Origin of the sequence: Stieleria sedimenti (genome assembly GCF_025060895.1) — a bacterium.
Taxonomy (GTDB): domain Bacteria; phylum Planctomycetota; class Planctomycetia; order Pirellulales; family Pirellulaceae; genus Stieleria; species Stieleria sedimenti.
Genome location: NZ_JANZKV010000012.1, coordinates 96,414 through 117,293, shown reverse-complemented (window position 1 = coordinate 117,293; position 20,880 = coordinate 96,414). Strand labels below are relative to the sequence as shown.

Annotated in this window: 16 protein-coding genes; all 16 read right to left on the bottom strand. The window is 56.1% G+C overall.

Going from position 1 to position 20,880, the window contains the following annotated elements:
- Positions 1–759 (bottom strand): FkbM family methyltransferase, encoded by a 759-nt coding sequence (locus NZK35_RS02190; protein WP_259630962.1) that lies wholly within the window; start codon positions 757–759, stop codon positions 1–3.
- The gene (locus tag NZK35_RS02185; RefSeq protein WP_259630961.1) at positions 756–2,099 is read right to left on the bottom strand and encodes a flippase; all 1,344 of its coding nucleotides are present in this window, start codon (positions 2,097–2,099) and stop codon (positions 756–758) included. The genes NZK35_RS02190 and NZK35_RS02185 overlap by 4 nt, the downstream gene beginning before the upstream one ends.
- Positions 2,100–2,117: 18 nt before the next feature.
- On the bottom strand, positions 2,118–4,280 hold the full coding sequence (locus tag NZK35_RS02180; RefSeq protein WP_259630960.1) for a bi-domain-containing oxidoreductase: 2,163 nt from the start codon (positions 4,278–4,280) through the stop codon (positions 2,118–2,120).
- A gap of 76 nt (positions 4,281–4,356) precedes the next feature.
- Positions 4,357–5,127, bottom strand: a complete 771-nt coding sequence (locus NZK35_RS02175; protein WP_259630959.1) for an FkbM family methyltransferase — start codon at positions 5,125–5,127, stop codon at positions 4,357–4,359.
- Positions 5,124–6,212 (bottom strand): glycosyltransferase family 4 protein, encoded by a 1,089-nt coding sequence (locus NZK35_RS02170; RefSeq protein WP_259630958.1) that lies wholly within the window; start codon positions 6,210–6,212, stop codon positions 5,124–5,126. Before NZK35_RS02170 ends, NZK35_RS02175 begins: the two co-directional genes overlap by 4 nt.
- On the bottom strand, positions 6,209–7,057 hold the full coding sequence (locus NZK35_RS02165; protein WP_259630957.1) for a glycosyltransferase family 2 protein: 849 nt from the start codon (positions 7,055–7,057) through the stop codon (positions 6,209–6,211). Before NZK35_RS02165 ends, NZK35_RS02170 begins: the two co-directional genes overlap by 4 nt.
- Position 7,058: 1 nt before the next feature.
- A complete protein-coding gene (locus tag NZK35_RS02160) occupies positions 7,059–8,186 on the bottom strand; it encodes a glycosyltransferase (protein ID WP_259630956.1) in 1,128 nt (375 codons plus the stop codon).
- A gap of 54 nt (positions 8,187–8,240) precedes the next feature.
- Entirely contained in the window at positions 8,241–9,533 is a 1,293-nt protein-coding gene (locus NZK35_RS02155) for a hypothetical protein (protein ID WP_259630955.1), read from the bottom strand.
- 2 nt (positions 9,534–9,535) lie between these two features.
- On the bottom strand, positions 9,536–10,639 hold the full coding sequence (locus NZK35_RS02150; protein WP_259630954.1) for a glycosyltransferase family 4 protein: 1,104 nt from the start codon (positions 10,637–10,639) through the stop codon (positions 9,536–9,538).
- A gap of 76 nt (positions 10,640–10,715) precedes the next feature.
- Complete coding sequence (locus NZK35_RS02145) at positions 10,716–11,465, bottom strand: class I SAM-dependent methyltransferase (protein ID WP_259630953.1); 750 nt, start codon at positions 11,463–11,465, stop codon at positions 10,716–10,718.
- A 15-nt stretch (positions 11,466–11,480) separates the two neighbouring features.
- Complete coding sequence (locus NZK35_RS02140) at positions 11,481–14,102, bottom strand: O-antigen ligase family protein (RefSeq protein WP_259630952.1); 2,622 nt, start codon at positions 14,100–14,102, stop codon at positions 11,481–11,483.
- A gap of 93 nt (positions 14,103–14,195) precedes the next feature.
- Positions 14,196–15,227: a GDP-mannose 4,6-dehydratase gene (gene gmd / locus NZK35_RS02135; RefSeq protein ID WP_259630951.1), complete on the bottom strand. Its 1,032-nt coding sequence runs from the start codon at positions 15,225–15,227 to the stop codon at positions 14,196–14,198.
- Between the two features lie 84 nt (positions 15,228–15,311).
- A complete protein-coding gene (locus tag NZK35_RS02130; protein WP_259630950.1) occupies positions 15,312–16,280 on the bottom strand; it encodes a GDP-L-fucose synthase family protein in 969 nt (322 codons plus the stop codon).
- A 126-nt stretch (positions 16,281–16,406) separates the two neighbouring features.
- Entirely contained in the window at positions 16,407–17,816 is a 1,410-nt protein-coding gene (locus NZK35_RS02125; protein WP_259630949.1) for a UDP-glucose 6-dehydrogenase, read from the bottom strand.
- Between the two features lie 44 nt (positions 17,817–17,860).
- Positions 17,861–18,445, bottom strand: a complete 585-nt coding sequence (nusG, locus tag NZK35_RS02120; RefSeq protein WP_259630948.1) for a transcription termination/antitermination protein NusG — start codon at positions 18,443–18,445, stop codon at positions 17,861–17,863.
- 550 nt (positions 18,446–18,995) lie between these two features.
- Positions 18,996–20,582 carry an MraY family glycosyltransferase gene (locus NZK35_RS02115; RefSeq protein ID WP_259630947.1) on the bottom strand — a complete coding sequence of 529 codons (1,587 nt, stop codon included), beginning with the start codon at positions 20,580–20,582 and terminating at the stop codon, positions 18,996–18,998.
- Positions 20,583–20,880 lie beyond the last annotated feature (298 nt).

Sequence of the window (20,880 nt, the reverse complement as noted above, 5' to 3'; positions counted from 1 at the left end):
CTAGTTGCTCTGGTTCGCGCGGCGATAGATTTTGTTCGCATACGAAGGAGTGCGCCAGATCCGCTCCCAAACGTAGCCATGGTTTCCCAGCAACGCGTCAATCTGCTGCTCATTGGACGGGCGTACTTCCACCAGAATCCAGTCGAAGGTGGTCTGGTCAAACGCGATTCCCTTCAATACTTCGAGCTCATACCCTTCGACATCGAGCGAAAGAAAATCGACATGTGAAATGTTAGCGTCCGTTAAGATTTGCTGAAGCGTTCGTGCCGGAACCTCGACGGCCGCCTGTTCATCAAGCCGTTGCACATCGCGGCCTTGCCGGACGTGGTCTTCGACCGCAGACGCCTGCAACACACCGTCGTTGATCACACTCATCAATCCGGCGCGCTCAAGCTTGACAGTCGGATTGGGGTAATTCTCTCTCACCAAGGCCGCGTTGACCACACGCGCCCCCCGACGGCGTTTGCGGCAAAGCGATGCAAGCTCTGGCATCGGCTCGACAAGCACTCCGCTCCATCCAAGCACCTTCTCCAGGTAGTAGGTGTTGCTCTGGCTGATTCCGTCATTGGCCCCCGCCTCCACGAACACGCCGCCGCGTCGACGTCCCATCAGTGTAACAAGCTGCAAGTCGAGATAGTCGAGTGCCACCGATGAAAACGGCCCTTTGCCCACCAGGTGTGTCAGCGGGCGCAGCAACTGATTACGAATCAGCAACAAACTCTTCCGCATGGCTGATCGAAACGATTTCGTCACGTTCATTCTTCGCTGCTAGGGTTCGTTTTCCAAGGCTTACGAAGCGTCAGCCACTGAAGCTTCGCAAACCAGCGTGTGCGTTCGAAGACAAAGCTCATCACAAAGGCAGAGATGGCAAAGCTCAATACCGTCGCGGCGGCAGCGCCGGTAGCAGAAAGCACTGGGATCAACGCGAAATTGAGCAGTATGTTGATGACGCCGCCAACCACGGTCGCCCACATTCCGTAAATGTGAAGTTTTTCCAGATTCAAATGTTGTGCACGAGCGACGCCCAGAAACACAAACAGAATTGCCAACGCATGCAGCCGAAAGCAAGGAACGCTCTCGACGTATTGACTGCCGAATAACAGGTAAATCAATGGTGGAACAAACAATTCAGCCAAGACCACCGTGGCATAGCCTGCCAGAGTGTTCAGCCGCAAGTAGCGAAAGAGTGCAACTTTGTATTGGGACTGATCATCGGCGAACGCTCGGGTCAATCCCGGAAACAAGGTTTGCGCCAGCGCCATGGGGATGAAGAACCAGAACGTCGATAACCGAGCGGCGACGGAATAGATCCCCACGACCTCGGGGTCTTCCAGCAGCCGAAGCATGACGACGTCGACGTTCATGTAGAGCGCGATGCTGAGCCCCGACAGAATCAACGGCCAGCACTCACGGGCCAGTTGAAGGAACGTTTGCCAATGCGGACGCACAAATTTGGGAAGGATGTCCAGCATTCGGGCCGACGCCATCGTGGCCATCACGGTCACTGACACGGTGCAGGCATTGACCGCGGCAAAACTCGTCACATCGGCTTCGACCGCAACCAGGATCAGCTTGACGATGGCCGCGATGGCCAATGCGACGTTTGCAATCCAGACCACCCATTTCTCGCGCACCTCGGATTGAAAGATCAGCCGTGGGACATCGAAGGCCAGCGTCGTCAACGGCATGCAACCGATCAGCAAGACAATGGCTTCGGTGCTGGAGTCCGTGGGCAACAGATGCGTCAGGATCAGACCACAAAGCACCGCATATGAAAGCACTCCGAGCAGCAGCCTTGTTGCAAAGACGGTCCAAAAGAGGCGGCTTCGGTCCCCGGATGTCACGAATTCGCGAACGACAACGCTGTCGAAGCCGAGCGTGATCAGCGGTGTGATGATCGCCAGAAATGAAGCGGCAACTGCGATCAGTCCGTAGTCGGCCGGCCCCAGGTAACGCGCGACGACCGCGGCGATGAAAATCCCATGAAAGATCCGCACTCCCTTGTCGGCCGTCAGCCAAAACAGGTTTTCCGCCAGCTTCTTTCGGTGTGGGGTGACCCATGCCGATCCACGCACGCGCCATTGTTGAAAACGGATCAATTTGTGCTTTGTTTTCGGTTAACCGGATCGAGCCAGTTGATCGCGAATCTGCAGGTGCGCATCGATGGTCGCACGACTGACTTCGAACAATTGCTCCGCAGGGATCGGCCAACTGCCTTCGAGACAAGCCTTTTGAAGAAATGCCCGCAGTTCGGACGCATGCCCCTTGTCTTGACGACGTGTTTTGAGGGAACGTTTTTCGCCGATCAGAGACGATCGCCGGAAATTATCGATCACGGCAACCTTTCCTCCGGCGAAGACTTCGATTCGTTCTTTGGGAAACGCTTTGCTGCCGTTGGCCAGGTAGTGGATCGTTGCGATGGATCCATCCGCAAACGACAAGTGAATGGCAACGCAATCTCCCAACGCACCATCGCCACCCGTCATCGCCCTGGCTTTCACCTCGGTGATGGGGTGGTCGACGAGATGACGGGCAAGATCGATAAAGTGACAGGCTTCGCCGAGAATCCGCCCGCCACCGAGTTCCAAGTCTTGCGTCCAATGGTCGGCCGGAATCATGCCGGCATTGACCGTCAAAATCAGGGCCTTGGAACACGGTGCCGATCGAAGCCAATTCTTGACGGCATCGGTATGAGGCGAGAACCGCCGGTTGTAGCCGACAAATAGGCGCTGTGTGGGACGCGACTGCAAGCACGTTTGCACGGCATCTAATTCCTTGTGATCCATTGCCAGAGGCTTTTCGACAAACACGTGTTTTCCGTGTTCCAAAGCTCGAATCACAAAATCAGCGTGCGTCTGATGGGGCGTCGTGATCACGACCGCATCAACCGCGGGATCGACCAGAACGCTCTCCATCTCCGTCCCGCACATTGCAAAACCAAACTTCTTGGCCGCATGCGCCGCCGAGACTCCGGTACCGCTGATGATCGAATGACGCACCACGTCCTCTTTCGGCAGCAGCGGCAACAGCATGCGGGTCGTAAACGCTCCGGCCCCGATGAACGCAAGGACGGGGGATCCGCCGTCGACCTTCCGGCCGACGTCGGATACGAGGTTTAAATCGTCGCCGGACGCCTGCCCCGTCCGAATCAGGTTCTGCCGCCGATCCTGTTCTCTTTCACCGGTGTACTCAAGGACAATTCCCATCGCTCCCTGTTCATGAATCGCTTGATAACCTCTCAACGCCTCGTCAAACGAATAGCGATGCGTGGTCAATGGCGTCGTGTCGATTCGTTTTGTCGAGAGCAGTTGCAACACGGCTTCGAAATTACGTTTCTCTGTCCAGCGAACCAACCCGAACGGATAGTCCAAACCGCGCTGTTCATATTGGGGATCATATCGGCCCGGTCCGTAAGAACATGAAACTTGAAAGGTCAGTTCTTTTTCGTAGAAGTCGGCGCGTCGAAGATTCAGGCCGATCACCCCGACCAGAACGATCCGCCCTCGTTTTCGGCACATCGTTGCGGCTTGATGGACCAGTGCGTCGCTATTGGTCGAAGCCGTGATCAGCACACCGTCAACGCCGTTCCCGCCGCACCAGTGTTCGGCCGCGCGAACGGGGTCTTCGTCGGCGGACAGATCGACGGTCGTGGCACCGAATGCTCGGGCCAACTCCAGTTTTTTCGGATCGAAATCGATGCCCATCACTTCACATCCGTGCGCCCTCAGCATCTGCACACTCAGCAAGCCGATCAATCCCAGTCCACTGACCACGATACGTTCGCCCAGTGTCGGGTTCATGAGTCGAATGCCCTGTAGCCCGATCGCCGAAACCACGGTGTACGCCGCGGATTCGTCGCTCACATCGTCGGGGATTTTCGCGACCAGGTTTTCTGGAACGCTGACAATTTCCGCGTGCGGTCCGTTGCTGACAACACGATCACCGACCGCGAAAACGGAGTTCGGCGACGACTCGATCACCACCCCGACGTTGCTGTACCCGAGTGGGATCGGGGCATCGAGTTTCGCTTTGACCGCATCGACCGTCGTCCAAAGACCATCGGTCTTGATCTTCTGGAGAACTTGCTTGACCTTGTCCGGCTGGGATTTCGCTTTCGCCAAATAACCGCCTTTTCCGAAATCGATCAGCATTTTCTCGGTGCCGAGCGATACCAAGGAACGCGAGCTGTCAATCAAGACGTTCCCCGAGGCCCGACGCGGACACGGGATGTCCGCTAACAATGTCTCCCCATTGCCGAGGTTTTGCAGAATTTGTTTCACGTTAACGATTGCGGAACATCGATTCGAATGTTCACATCAGGTTGAAAGAGCAAGACGTATCGGCACCATGAGTGGGTCATGATGACCGGCAAAAAACATAGACGCTGCCGTAGCGATCGATCGGTTCCAATCCCGTCGCCTGGAATTGAGATGCCAACTCCTGCACGGATACCTGTTTGCCATGGACGGTCGTGTCGTGCAGTTCGACGATCGCGACACGGCATCGGGACAGGGATTCCGTGTCAGCGGCTAGAATCCCCGCCTCGGCGCCCTCGATATCGCAGACGAGTTGAAAGTCACCCTCGGGGATGACACTTCGAAGACGAATGGCGTCCACCGGCGTCAGCATGGAGTTCTCGTCCGATTGCAGCGAGGAGACGCGATTATCTGCGGAAACGGCAAACTCAATCGACTCGCTGTCGTAAGCAATGGCCGCGGGCAGGATTCGCGTTTTCAAATGCCCGGCGTTGTTTGCAAGATTGGTGCTCAACGTGTTGATCAGATTCGGATTGGCTTCCACGCACGTGAGATCGGTTCCCGGTCGCAGTCGTTTTCCAATTTGGCTGCTTATCGCTCCAATACTTGCGCCGAGTTCGACCGTCGGGAGCTCTTCTTGCAGATACTGATTGACGAATCGATATTCCGCTGATTCATACATCCCAAAGAACAGCCGCGCCTTCGTACTGTTTCGGATCATCGCAGTACGCAGATCGATTGAGACGCCACGAAACGGGATTCGGTTGCGATAGACGACGCCCAGTAACCAGCCGACCGTGTTGCTGCACAGAATGAATGCCACCCATCGCTTCAGGGCCGAAAATCGGACGGGAAAGGGCTTCTCGTTCACTCTCGGCTCCTACAAATGTCTTCGATTTCGTCAGCCCACCGTTCCGCCCATTGGTTCGCCGAAAAAGCGTTTGCCAGTTCACTTGATCTTCGCCCAAGTTCTGGAAGCTCCGCTTCGTTTACGTGGATCCAGGACATCGCGTCACTCAATGCCGAGCGGTTCGCCGTCGGCACCACGCGGCCGTTGAACCTGTCCCGCACCAATTCCGTGCTGCTCCCGCACGCCGCGGTGCAGACAATCGGCAGGCCCGCCATCGCGGCTTCGACCAGACTCAGTGGCCATGCATCGGACCGGCTTGCCAGCACAAATGCACTCGCATTTGCGAGTGCGGCAGTCAGACCTTCAGGCTGCACGAATCCTCGGTCAATCACGCCTGGTTGCGACTGCAGCATCGTGGCAAGCTCGCCGCGTCCGCAACAGATCAAGTCCCATGGATGGTCATGGCGTGCCCGATAGTCAGCATAGGCATCCAACATGATGTCGACGCCTTTGCGCTGGCAGTATCGCCCCGTGAAAATAAAGTTTTTTGGCCAACCGTTGGATTCCCGATCCGCGATGCAAGGCCTGAGCGACAATTCGTCAACGCCGTAAAGGCCCTTGGCAATCTTTTCGTCCGGCAGCTTCCACGATTTCATCAATTGATATCCACGATCCCCGGGCACGAAGATGCGGCTCGCCCGGTCCAGCAGCCAACGGATCTTGAAAATGCCTAATCGCTGTCGCCAAGTGTGTCGGATCGGATTGTCGGAGCATACGATCAATGCTGAGGATCCGAAATGATTCTGGCGTATGGCATGGACATAGCCGGGATGTTGCCATCCCGAAACAACCAACACGTCAGGGGTTTGATCGGGAAGATGCCGTTTCAGACTCGAGTAATCATCGGCATCGGCGTGCGGGATCAGGCGTGTGGTCACTCCATCGAGCATCTCGGGTGCGAAGGTTGGATCGCTGCGGTCGGACGGATTCGACTCGATTGCGACGACTTCGACATCCATCGTCTCGTTGGATGAAAGCTGTTTCCAGCACGCCGCCATGTAGCCAGAGTAGCGTGACCACAGGAACAGGACTCGTCGCTTCTTCATCGCGAAATTCCCGCGACGTCGCGGACGTCGATGCCACGAACCACCAGTTCTTTCGGCCCCACCCATCGACTTCGGCACTTACGAACCATCAACTTCGGATCGCGGAGCATTTTGAGGATCGAGGATTGCAGGCCGCCCCGCAACGGGGTTCGAACGCCAACCCGCGCGGCCATTTCCTTGCGATCTTGCAGATAGCGATCAGAGGTTTGCTGGCTGCCGGTGATCGAATCTTCGTGGATGCGAAACATCCCGATGACCTCATCGATGCGTTTGAATGTTGCGCCATTGCGTCCCATCTGAAACAGCAATTCGCCATCCCAGCAAGTCCGGTTTTCCGGGTTGAAATTCCCCGCCTCGCGGACCGCGGACAATTTGTGCGCGCAGGATTGCTGAAAGATCGACACCAATCCTTTCGCGAACGCACGCGTTCCCCAACGATCACTGTAAACCATTGTGATCGAGCCGTCGGTTTCATTGAACGTCACGCCGTGACCGTAAATCACGTCGGCGTCGGGGTATTTCCCGATGTAGTTTGCAAGCGTCCTCATCGCGCCGGGCAACAGTAGATCATCGGAATTGATGTAAACCAGATAGCGACCCTTGCAGTGATCGACGGCCGATCGGAGCGCATTGGAAGGTCCACCGTCGGGGCACGATCGCCAAAATGCCAATCGATCCTGGATCTGCTCGATCAGCTCAACGCTTCCATCAGTCGAACCACCGTCCATGATCAGGTACTCAAACAGATCGGAGTCCTGTGATAGAACCGAGTCGATCGCTTGTTGCAGGTATTTCCGCTGGTTGAAGGAAATGGTAACGATAGAAAACAAGGGCGCGGTTGACATTTCAACTCAGGAATAAAGCTTCGTGCTGGTGATGGGCCCGCGATTGCATCTCGCAGGCAGCTTCAATGCACTTCTCGGACGCACGCAGATAGTCGTCTTGTGGCATGTTGACGGCGTTGATGATCGCGTCTTTCCAACCGTCCAAGTCGTCGGGGTCAATCACCCAGCCACATCCGTTGTGCGCCGCGGCGGTCCACGGCGTCCGGTCACTGATTAAAAATGGAACGCCCGCTGCCGCAGATTCATAGATCGCATGCGCGAAATTTTCGCCACGGCTCGGCAAGATCGAAAAACTGGCGTTGCCCAGGATGTCCCAAATCTGATCGTGTCGGTACGGACCACAATGTCGGCCATGATTGCCACATCGCCCAAGTAACCCCAAGATTTTCCCCAAGTACTCCTGATTGATCGGTGATCCATGGATCTCCAAGACGCCCTCGAATCCACGACCAGAGTCGCTCAACGATTCGAAGGCCGAGATTGCGATTTCCAGGTTTTTGATCGGCGCAATTCTTGAGTTGAAGACAAACCGGCAATCGCCAGATGGGCGTGCTTTCGGCTGACCGACGACCTCGGATGGAATGTCCATCGCGGTGTGAATCGTGTTGTCGGGAAACCAACGCTCGATGAACCGTGCCTCGTCGGCGGATGAGGCTTGGAAACGAACGCCCTTGAACAGCCCCAAGGCCTTTCCGAATTGCAAAAAGACACGTTTTCGAATCGGTTTGATGGCCAGTGCACCGGGACTGAGTTCACCCCGTACCGCCAACAACAGGTCTGGATTTCCTGTGCCTTGCCGACATGCGAATCGCAATACCGACCGTGTCAGCGGCGACATCAGACTGTTCATGTAGATCGTATCGGGGCCGACGCTGCGGATGGTTTCCCTGATGATTTGTCCCAGGTTCTCACTTGGCGACACGTAGCGCGCTTGAATACCCAGCACCTCGTTCCACTGTTTCGCAATGATGTCGGGGTAGGCCTCCGATGCGTTGGGATCACGATCGCGGGTGACCACAAACAATTCGTGTATTGATGAAAACTTCTGAACAAAGTTCACCAAGGACCGAATCGGTCCGCTGGCGCGGATCGACGGATAAAAGTAGTCAGCGGTGATCAGGATCTTCACGGTGTGTTCTTCTCGAAACCATCTGTTCGAATTGACGCTGAGCGGGGTCCCGCATCAGACCTCAGTCGCAACCCACTGCGGCGTCGATGGCGTCGCCCGTTCGGGCTGTACCGTCTCGCGTTCCCACGCGAGACGTTTTTGTTCGGCCGCTTGGTACAGCAGAATGTTGACAACGAAGAACGGCGGCCACGCGTATCGAGCGTATCCGTGGGGCGAGAAGAAAATGTTCCAAACACCCTCGACGAGCAGGAATGCGGAAAGCAGTACGAATTGGGGATGGTCGGAGTTGATCGCAGATCGAAAAAACAGCACATGAATCCAGAGGATTGCGATCCAAAACGGCACACCGAGGATACCGGAAAACACCCAGGCACCGAAGATACAGGAGTGGACCGGAATGGAGCGCAAGTACTCTTCGGACGTCGTTTCACGCATGGCGCGTGTGATGTACTTGCGATTGTATGCCTTGGATCCATGGCCCAGGATGGGCCTATCGGCAATCGCTTCAAACGCGACTTGCAATCCGCCTCTGCCCGCGCTGACCACCGCAATCGGATTGTAGGGATTGCTGGACGCCCTGAGTTGCATCCGCGCTTTGTCGCCCAGCACGCCGCTGAGACCGAAAAAGACATACACCTGGAAAACCAGAAACGCCGCAACAAACAGCGCGACGCCTCCCCACATGAATTGCCGCCGTGTGTAATTCAAGAAATCTTTCGGGCCGCCGCGTGTTCCGTACCAAAGCCCCACGCCGGTCAACAGGTACGCCAGCCCGTGGGATCGACCTCCGAAGATAATCGACGCGCAGCCGTAGGGGATGGTCAGCAATGCAACGTAACTTCCACGATACTTTCGATGAAGAAGAAACAGCATCAACAGGATCAGCCCACAGGAGGCCCAACTGGCGATGAATCGGTCCCAGTATTCCGTAGTCGCTGTTTCGTCAACGACGCCGCGGAGGCGGTTGATGATACGACAGAAGAACAAACCCAACAGATACGAAGCGAATCGATTGGGATCCGGCTTGAACAGGACAACGAACGCTGCCACGGAAACGAGGATCATTCCGATGTTGGCGTGGCCTTTGAGCAAATTGACCCTGGACGTGTGATTTGCCATGTCGCTGATGAACTGCGAGCCCAGCCAAAGCAAACCCAGCGACGCGACGGGAACCGCAAAAGGCGTCGCAAAGAGTTCCTTTACTTTGCCAAATGGTAACATGATGATCAAATAGACCAACAGCATGATCTCGGAGATCCGCAGCGTCCCGATGAATTCGTACTCGGTTTCCAGGGTCAGACCGACGGCGAACGCCAGAAGATGGCCGATGACTTTTGTGAACTGCACCCTCAGAGTCCTCCACGCTGCTGCATTGCTTCTTGATAGAGCCCGAGATGCTGTGCCACGCACTTTTCCCAGGTAAAACGCGATGCTTGCAGACGCCCTTTGTCTTTGAGCTGCTCGACCAAGCTGGGTTGCTCAATCACTCGATCGATTGCATCAGCAATACACTCGGTGTCGTCGGGGTTCACTAGTTCAGCTGCTTGACCGACGACTTCAGGGATTGAACTGCGATTCGACGCGATGACCGGGCAGTCGCATTGCATTGCTTCTAATGGTGGAATGCCAAACCCTTCGAATTGCGAAACATAGACCAGCGATTCTGCGTGACAATACAGAGAGGCCAGTTCGTGCTCTTGTGGTCTGCAATGCAACACGGAACGCTCGTCCAGCCCCGCATCATGCCAGGTTTGCCGCTCTTGCTGGGACAGCGGCGGTCCTCCGGCGCAAACCAAAACGAAGTCAGAACGGAATCGCTTCGATTTCCCTAGTGATTTAATCAACGACCCAAAATTCTTGTAACCCTCCCGAGTGCCCACCCACAAAAAGTACGGACGGTCGGGGAGGAGTTTCGATTTGGCGGTGTTCGGTCTCATGTTCGCCGCAAGATGAATCACTCGCACTTTTTCTGGCGCAACATCCAAATAGTGGCAAACATCGTTCTTCGTCGCTTCCGAGATGGCGACCAGTTGGTCCGCGGCATCTGCGGTTTGCTGTTTTTTTCTCAGCGACGATTCGCTGGGGAAGAAACGCTCGCTGATCATGTCGTAAACGGTTGCGATTCGCGCGCCTCGAGCCTGACGCAGTGTCGAAGCGTCAAAAAAACCTTCGTGAACCACGTCCGCATTGTTCAACGACGACGGCATCAGCGTCTTGACGATGAAATCGTTTAGACGAGAAAGTCCACGTTTGCGATGGCGAAAGTAGATCCCGCGATGATGCAGCGGCGATCGGTATTCGCGCAAGTAGTGGTTGACGTATAGCGGTGCCGCGACGCGCGCGTTCCAGTCCGACGAGGCTTCGACACCGCGTGCCAGTTCGACCAAATAACGTGAGACGCCCCCGAATTGCTGGGTCGAAAAAACGCTTCCGGTAACGAGTAGTCGCTTCAATGTGCCGTGGTGGAAGAGGATTTGCGTCGGCGAATATCGTCGCTAGACGGCGAGGGGTCGCGCCAAGCAAGTTGGGCTAGCGGTGGCTAAAAACGCGATGTAGACGACGACGCAGTTTCGCCCACAAATTGTCGCCGGCGATCGAAAAGTCGATCGGTCGCCTGGAGATGCAATGCAGGTTCTTTCCATTCGTGTAAAGCGTGGCCCCGTGGCTACCGGCCAGATGATCTAGCGATTTGACCGTGTAGAGCGAGACATGCTGCCCACTTTGGGGAAGGAAATACCACCATTCATCGACATCTTTGGGCGGTGGCTCGGGAACAATCAGTGTCGAGAAAACGACGGTGTCGGCAAGCTCCAGAAGCTGCTTCAATTGTTTGGCTGGGTCAACCAAGTGCTCAAACACTTCGAAGGCCGTCACGAGCCTGTACTTTCCCGGTTCTTCGACTTGAACCTCAAACTCCTTCGCAAAGAGGTTTTGGCAATGGGGATCACAGTGAAAGTAGTTCAATCCGCGGTCTCGCATCAACCGTGTGAACACCCCGTATCCTCCGCCGAAATCGAGATAGCGATCCTGCGACTGAAAATTGGCTTTGATCAGCAAGGTCATGATGTCGGCGTACGTGATGCATCGTTGCAGCAACCCGCTGTCTTGGGCTGTAATCGCGTCTTGGTACGCTTCGTCAAGCCAGTAAGGAGTTTCCGTTTGGATGAACCCGGTTTCTCGACATCTGAAGTATTGAATCTCGTACTTGTCGAGGACCTTGGCTTGATAAGCCACGTCGGTGGGCCCCCCGGTGATACGGCTGCATTCGGGCAATGTCATTGATCGTCGGCCATCTCAAACGCCGTGTTCAGTCCTGGATTGCGGCACCAATCGTTCGGATTCGATGGAGCGAATGAGCTCAAATAATCGCTGGAAACGGGAGTCCTCTGGAAACAGTTCACGACCTCGGCTTGCTTCCAGCTTGGCATCAGCCGACCGTCCGACCTGACGCAATTGCGAAATGTAATCGAGTAAGAACGCTTTGTTTTCCGGTGCAACACGTGTCGATTGCTGTAGCCGATCCAAGCCGATGTCGGTATCGCCTAATGAAATCGCGACAAGTCCGGTCAACCGCAGGCATGATGCCTTTTCCACTCGCACCTGGCCCTCATCGCATTGCAGCAAGGGCAACGATTGCTTCATAAAATCGGCCAGTCGGTCCCTGGTACCTTGTTGCGATCCATCACGTGTTTGCGCGTCGCTCAAACTGTCATAGAGAGACAAAGCATGTGCGATAGCCCTCCGTCGTGCCGCCGCTGACGATGCAACGGCTTGGTCCAAGGAGGCGTCCTTGCATCGCAATGCAATGTCGATGGCTTGCGGAGCGGTCTGAATGCGGAGATTCGATGCCGTCCGACAAGCGAACTCGACGAAAGGTGCATCTTGGTGGTCGGCAGCGATTTCAGCGAGCCGAATCAATTGTCTCGGATTACGGTTTTGCAGCCTGCCAAGTTGACCAATCATCTGACGCGTCGCAGCTTCATCACCGTGGGCGAAATGAAGATAAATCAATTCCGCCCTGGCGTTGATCGACAGCGGGTTCAGTGATGCGAGTTGGACCGCACTATCGACAGCGGCCAGATAGTCATCGCGAATGTCAGGCGCGAGCGAGGGCACGGTTCGCTTTCCGCGTCGTGTCGCCGCGTAGGCTTCAGCAAACTCAAGTTCCGATTCCGGAGCGAGACTCTCTATTTCTCGCAGACGGGCGATCTGAAATCGCGTTCGGCATTGCTGGTACAACAATGCAGCGGTGGGGTTCTCTTCGACTTGGGCCGCAATACGATCATCGGATGAACGGAGTTGGTCAATCTCCAGCTTGATCAAATCAAATTCGATCTGCGACCGCTGCGCTACCGACTCCGACGCCGCGTCGCTGTGCAACACGGGCAGTGAGAGCAGACTGAGCACTGCCAGTACAAGCCCCCAGACAACCTTACGGTCGGTGACGGGTTTGCGAGTCGTATTGGTGCGTCCAATGCCGCTTTGAGCATTTCGAATCGACACCAGTACGGATCGAGTCACGACGATGGATGCAAGGATCGCAAACAGATAGGCATTGGCCGACAGGATCAAACCAAAATCGAGGCATTGACTGATCGCCGTTGCGACCAGGACGTACAGCCCCATCGTACCAATCGCTTGATCAGACTCATCCTGGGACGATTGCAGCCGACGACAAGCGTTTGAAACCATCAGCATGATGGCAACGACGAACAACAGGCCGATGACGCCCTGCTCGACGAAGACTTCAAGCCAAAGGTTATCGGCGTGTTGAAACCACAGGTCGCCACCGGAAGACTGAAACGGCAAGTAGGCGAACCCGTAGGTTCCCAATCCGCTCCCCATTGGCAGATACTCCAGTGACGCTCGCAATCCATCCCACCAATGGCTGACACGTGCATTACTAAGCGCGTGCTCAATGGAATTGCCCGAAGACGCATCGGTAGCACGGCGGATTGCATTGAAGCCGACGTCGGGAGTGAGAACGACGATGACCACAATCGTCATCGGAATCACCATCATCGCCAGGGTGACAGCGAAACTTCGCAAACGCGCGCGAAACCCGATCGCGATCGCGAGTGCGAGTGCCATCGCCAGAACGCCCCCACGAGATCCACTCGCCATGATACCGACCAAGTTCAGCGTCACGCAGCCAAAAACCATCCAGCTTTTAGGATCCGTCGCCCAGTCGATCGCCGTCAGCGAGGTCGGCCCAAAATTCCCTCGGCATCGTTCCGCATGATGTTCAAGGGCCAGTCCCAAACTGGCCGCGAGTCCAAGGTTCATGAACAAAGCAGCATTGTTTCGATTGATGAAACCTCCAAAACCGTGGCCAGCGGTAAGACCTGTGATCGCAGGAAATAGAATACACGCCATTCCATAGACGGCGTGCAGCGACGTGCCGATGGCGATGACGACCAGAATTAATTGCGCGAGTCGTCGAGTTCGGACCAATTCAATCGCCATCCACATCAGCGGCAACAGCATCACCAAAAATGCAACCGCATGCCGGGTCTGAGACACAATGATGGAGATCGGAGCGTTGGTTCGGTCCGCCGGTCCAGTGATCGATAGCGGAGCGTCTAGCCAGTGGGTGTAGGCATCGTAGGAACCACCGCTGGCCCAAGCCACTGTATTGTCAGACAGCGGAACGGTTTGGCAATAAAGCAGTGCAACCCACACGGAGGCAAGATAAAGCAGAGCGTACGACGGGCGTTGACGAACGCTGGAACTCTCTTTACCACCTGGACATCGGGCCCCGATCAATCTACCGGCCGCCAAGAGAGCCAGAAACGCGACCGTGAGTGTCACAATCGCGAGGGCCGAGCAATACTGTGTCCACGCAAGGTGCCCGCCGAAGTCAAAACTGACCACGACAGGGATCAATGCGAGCAGCACTGCAAGGACGCTCAGCATCCCACGTTCACCCACGTTGCAAGGTGACGCCGCCAATGCGGTCGCTGACCAACCGAAAGGCCGCATCGTTCCAAGGATGGTTCGGAGACGAGTTCACGAAGTGGCGCGACGCACCGCTTCGTTTCTCGCCAATTCCAAATCGTGGTCGACCATCAGTTTGGCGAGTTCTTTGCAGCTGGTTTCGGGTTCCCAACCGAGCACGTTTTTGGCTTTGCTGTAGTCGCCGAGCAGTAGGTCCACTTCGGTTGGACGGAAATAACGCGGGTCGGTCTCGACGTAGTCTTTCCAGTCCAGCTCGAGGTGTTCGAAGGTGTAATCGAGGAACTGACGGATCGTGTACGTTTCGCCCGTCGCCAACACATAGTCGTCGGGTGTGTCGTGCTGCAGCATCAGCCACATCCCACGCACATAATCCTTGGCATAGCCCCAATCCCGCTTGGCGTCCAAGTTGCCCAAGTACAGTTTGTCTTGCAGCCCCAGCTTGATCCGCGTCGCCGCACGCGTGATCTTCCGCGTCACAAACGTTTCTCCACGACGAGGCGACTCGTGGTTGAATAGAATCCCGTTGCAGGCAAACAGGTCGTAAGCGTGGCGGTAGTTGACCGTCTGGTGGAACGCGTAAACCTTGGCACAGGCGTAAGGGCTTTGCGGTTGAAACGGAGTCTTTTCCGTCTGCGGCGTCTCCAACACATCGCCGAACATTTCGCTGCTGGATGCCTGGTACACCCGAGTCGGCTTTTTGCGGTTCAGCTGGCGGGCAGCTTCGAGCACGTTCAACGCGCCGACGGCCGTCGTCTGGACGGTATAGACCGGGCTGTCGAACGAGACGCGGACGTGTGACTGGGCACCCAGGTTGTAAATCTCGTCGGGCTCAATGTTGAGAACGAGATTGGTCAGATTCTGTCCGTCGGTCAGATCACCATAGTGCAGAAACAACCGCGCGTCGGCGTTGTGTGGATCGGTGTAAATGTGCTCGATCCGATCGGTATTGAACGTGCTGCTGCGGCGGACGATGCCATGGACCACATAGCCTTCCTCCAACAACAACTCGGCCAAGTACGAGCCGTCTTGGCCGGTGATTCCTGTGATCAGTGCGGTCTTTGAATTGCCTGATGCGTTGCTCATGGTTCGTTTCGCCGTCGAATTGATAGCAAGAATGTGTGGGTTTTGGGTACGGCGGGGCGCGTCACGCTAGTGCCGCCGGACAGCTCAGACTGCCCGCAGCGCGCCGGATTGGCTCGCACGTAAAAAGTCTTCGTAGGTTTTTCGGACGCCGGTTTCCAGACCAATGCGTGGCTGCCAACCCGTTGATTTGATCAAATCGATGTTGGTGCGTTTGACCGGCGTGCCGTCGGGCTTGGAGGTATCCTGAGAGATTTTACCGTCGAATCCGGTTGTTTCGGCAATCAATTCGGCCAATTCCCGGATCGAAATGTCGGTTCCGGTGCCGACATTGACCAGATTTGGCGGTTGCTCCAGATTGACCAGATGAATCAGCCCGCGGGCCAGATCATCGACGTGCAGAAATTCGCGTCTTGGCGTGCCAGTCCCCCAGACCACCACCTCATCCAAACCGTCGCGCACCGCTTCGTGAAAACGACGAATCATCGCCGGCATCACGTGTGAGTTTTCGGGATGATAATTGTCGCCGGGGCCGTAAAGATTTGTCGGCATCGCGGAATGAAACTTGACACCGTACTGCGTTCGGTAGTGCTCGCACAGTTTCAATCCGCTGATCTTCGCCAACGCATACGCTTCGTTGGTCGATTCCAAGGGCCCCGTCAGCAGGCAGTCTTCCGGCATCGGCTGGGGAGCCATGCGAGGGTAAATGCATGTGCTGCCGAGGAACAGAAATCTGCCGGTGCCAAACCGATACGCGGCGTGAATCGCGTTGGCCGCCATCATCAAGTTGTCATAGATGAATTCGGCCGGATACGTGTTGTTGGCGTGAATGCCTCCAACCTTGGCCGCCGCAAACACAACCACGTCGGGTCGCTCGGCGTCGAAGAATGACTCGACATCCGCTTGCCGGATCAGATCCAATTCGCTCCGGTCGCGGGTGATCAGGTCATCGTCACCGATGCCAAGTTGTTGCAAATGACGAACGACGGCGGCGCCCACCATCCCACGATGACCGGCGACATAGATTCGTCCCTTGGGGAGTTGTTCCGAAGTCATTGGCTGAAACGATTGCGTTAGGTCAATTCGCGAAGCCGCTACGACTTCGGTGTGCGAAAGGTCATCAAGTCGAAAACGAAAGCCGGGGTGACTTTCGCGGCAGAGGTACTGATCGGATCGAAATGTTTAGAATCCGATCCCGTGGTACTCGAATCCCTTGGCCTTGAGCGCCAGGTCTTTCAGTCGGTTGCGGCCGTCGAACACGAACGCCGGCTTTTTCATGGTTGAATAGATCGCGTCGAAATCGGCATCCGCGAATTCGTCCCATTCGGTCAAGATGGCGATCGCGTGGGCGTCGCTGGAGGCTTCTTGAGCGCTCGAGGCGAATGTCACGTGCTTTTCGATCAGTTCGCGTTTGGCTTCACTGATTTTGTTGTCGCCCTCGGTAAACACGTATTCCAAATCGTTCAGGATTTGATGCTCGCTGACTTGCGGGTCGTAGATGCAAAGACGGGCCTTTTCCAACAACAGATCGCGGCAGACATAGATGGATGCCGATTCACGTGTGTCGTTGGTGTCTTTCTTGAAGGCGAATCCCCAAATGCCGATCTTCTTGTCCGAGACGGTGTTGAACATCGTCCGAACCATTCGCGTGACGAAGCGTTGTTTTTGGTAATCGTTCATCCGAACGACTTGTTCCCAGTAGGCTGCGACTTCGGGAAGACCGAAGTACTCGCACAGGTAGACCAGATTCAGGATGTCCTTCTGAAAACAGCTGCCCCCGAACCCGACCGAGGCTTTGAGAAACTTGGGTCCGATGCGAGAATCGGTTCCGATCGCGGCGGCCACTTCATCGACGTCCGCCCCGGTGGCTTCGCACAGGGCGCTGATGGCGTTGATGGACGAGACGCGTTGGGCGAGAAACGCATTGGCCGTCAGCTTCGAAAGTTCGCTGCTCCACAAGTTCGTCGTCAGCAAGCGGGCGCGTGGAACCCAGTTGGCGTAGATGTCGACAAGTGCTTCGATCGATTCGGGACGTTCCCCCCCGATGAGCACTCGATCGGGTTCCAGCAAGTCTTCGATGGCCGTCCCCTCGGCCAGAAATTCTGGATTGCTCAAAACGTCGAAGGTCGCGTTGTTGGCCGTGTTGGACAGGATCCGTTTGACCGCTTCGGCGGTACGCACCGGCAACGTCGATTTTTCGACCACGATCTTGTGGCCCTCGGAAACCTCGGCGATACGTCGCGCGCATTTCTCGACAAACTCCAGATTCGCCGCTCGCCCGGCACCGACACCAAACGTCTTGGTCGGTGTGTTGACCGAAATGAACACCATGTCGGCGGCGCGAATCGCCTGATCGATCTCGGTCGTAAACGTCAGGTTCTTGCCGCGGCTGGATTGAACGATTTCGTCCAAGCCCGGTTCGTAGATCGGCAGACGGTCTGAATTCCACTGCGCGATCCGATCGGCGTTGATGTCGACGACTTTGACGTCAATGTGAGGGCACTTGTGCGCAATCATTGCCATCGTGGGGCCGCCCACATATCCGGCTCCGATGCAGCAAATCTTAGAAACGGGATCGATCGTTGTTGTCATCGTTTGTCCATCGCGAAAGGAGAGTCAGTGACCAAAAGCAGAGTTCACGCGTCGCTGCCTTGGGGTTCGGGGGCACTACCGAGTGGTTCCAATTGGCAGTCGTCCAGTTTGACACTGACGCCTTGGTCCATGAAGCGGACCGAAACCAACAGTCGAGTCTCTTGATCGCGGCGGATCACCACTCCTTCGAACCCAGCGAAGGAACCGTTCTTGACGCGAACCTGCTGCCCCGGCTGCAACCGACCTTCGACCGAAAGCGGGACGCCGATGTCGACCAGTTCGCTGATCTGAGTCAAATCGTAGATCAGCGGCTCCACATCCGTGATCTCGGTCGCCTTTTGGACACAACCGGTACAAATCGACTGATAGCGTGATTCATCACCGCCACAGAGAAATACATAGTTGTTGAACAGCGGCACGTAGCTCGTTCGGATGCGGCCGTTGGGAGAGCGTCTCCGTTGCTCGATCTGGGGACCGTAGTGCGGAACCTGCAACTCGCGGAGCTGACGCATCAATTGCTTTTCTTGACGCGACTTGGTGTAAAGCAACCACCAGCGAGAGAGTTTCGCTTGTTCGGACGCGAGCAGATCGTTTGGAAATCGATCGGGTTCTTTCGCAAGGATTGGCATTGAGATCACCCCCGGTGATGTGTAGGGCGGGTGGATTGGAAATGCGAGGGACGTAGTTTGAACGAGGTGGCGGAGATTGTTAAGTGAAGGGGCACTGCGATTAGCGCGGACTTCGTCCACGTGGGTGGCACGCAGCCCTTGGATGGGGGTAGCGTGTGATTCCCCGACCTTTGTTCAATCACGTTTTGGGCCGATCCACAACGACACGTTTGCTTAGTCGGCTTGTTTTGCCTATCGGCTACAAATTGTGTCGGCGTAACAGCCAGACTTCAATGAGCAACCCGACCGCCGAACCCATTCAATCCCGCCTTCGATGTGTAGCGAAACGCTTTTGATTGCTGTGCCGATCGTGCGGGAACGCCCCCCAACTGAGGTGAGAGATTCGGCCGTCCCCTTCTTCGCGATTGTCCCAGACACCGGGGAAATGGAGAAGGACGGGGGCAGAGATACCCTACGCGGTTTTCGTCGACGCTCTGGTGTGACGATCGAGTCCACGATCCGGTTCGACGATGGCCGGTTCAACGATGGCCGGTTCGACGATGGCGAGAGATCAGTGACGGCTGGGCACAAGCGGCGTTGGTTCCGCCCTGCGCTCGATGCCTACATATCGAGGTGCCGGCACGATTCCGGCCACTCGAACGTCGGCGGGTGCGGCGTGTTGCCGTTCCAGTTCGGCGATGATCAACTGAATCTGCGGCTCAAGGTCCATCAACCTCAAACTCAAATCCGCGATTCGTTCGTGAATTCTCGGCGACGTGGCGGAGGCGACGACGTGAAGCGTGCCGATATTCACGGTGTTTTGGTTGCGTCCGGCCGTGATCACGATCGGCCATCGGACTTGCACCTGCTTGTCTCGATCGGGCATCCGAACGTCTGACCAACTGGCGTGATAACCTTCGTGCAGCCACGACAAATTGAGATCAATGCTGATCTTTGCAAGGCTGTGGATCTGGGCAAAATCGACAAGCGGCTCCCAGATCAGGTTCCAATCGCCGCTACCTTGCAGCGGCAAACAACGGTGATTCTTTTCGAGCGAAGATTGCCGCGGCGTGATAAAAAACGATCGCGTCATGTGAGAAGCTTTCATCATCAACAGCTGACATTCCGCGTGCCCGAAAGAACGCGTCACCACGAGGAACGTGCCGGCAAGGATCATCCCGAGCAACGCCAACCAAGGCATGGCATAGTGGGCCGATGCGATCGCCAGCACCGTGGTCAAGGTGCAGAGGCCGGCGACGATGAACAGCATGCCGAAATGCCCGTATTTCTTCTGCAGCAGGTGGTGCAGGTGGGCGCGATCGGTCGCGTAAATACTTCTACCGGTCAGCCAGCGGCGGGCAATGGCGGCGGCGGAGTCAAACAGCGGTACAGCCAGGATGGCGACCGGCGCCGATGCCAACAACGTGGAACCCTTGACGCTGCCCCACACCGAAAGGACCCCGACTAGCAAGCCGATGACCATGCTGCCGGCGTCGCCAAGAAAGATGGTCGCCGGAGGTTTGTTGAAAAACAGGAACCCGATCAAACTGCCCGCCAAGCAAAAGGAAAAAATGCATCCCAGCGGCGTGCCGTGTTCCCAGCTGAGTACCGCCAGTCCCAGACTGATGAAACATCCGGCGGTGGTCGCCACTCCGTCGGCACCATCAATCAGGTTGAGCGCATTGACGGCAACCAGCAACCACAGCACGGTGACGGGAAAGGCGAGCGAGCCCAGGTAGATTTCAAAGCCCATCAGGCCGATCTTGTCGACCACCGTGCCGCTGCCTACGAGTGCGGAAATGATCAGTATCTGCAGCAGCAGCTTTTGGCGTCCGCGCATCACCCAGGCATCGTCGATCAATCCCACCACCAGGATCGCGAAGGCGGCGAACACCAACCCGTACCAACGCGCCGAAACGTATCCCAAGTCAAAGTCGCCGAAGGACCGGTCATAAAGGATCGTGCTGACGAATCCCACCAACAGGGAGCCAAACACCGCCACTCCGCCACACAGCGCGATGGGCTCTCGGTGGAGCTTGCGCTCGTCGTCGGGCGCATCCACCATTCCGACGCGGCGGGCCATCAAACGAACGACCGGGACCAGTACTGTCGCAGCAAGGATGGAACAAAGGAGCGAAACCAGGGTCAACCAAATCATTGGTGTCTTATCATGCGGCTAAAAAAGTCGAAACGTCGAAACTGACCGTCTGACTCGTTCCCCCCGAGAGGAAAACGTGTTGGTCATCACAGTTTACCCGACGATTACAGAAGCCCTCAGTGTAAAACGGAACCCGCTTTGGAGAATGCGTTGAATCTTCATTTTGGGTGTTCTTTGCAACGATCGGAGGGAAAGCCCGCCCGGATATCCCCTCCCGGGCGGTGGATTCATCACTAAAAGAACGGTCCACAAAGGCGATAGAACCCCTACAGCTGACGTTTCCGTCAGTTTTGGCTAA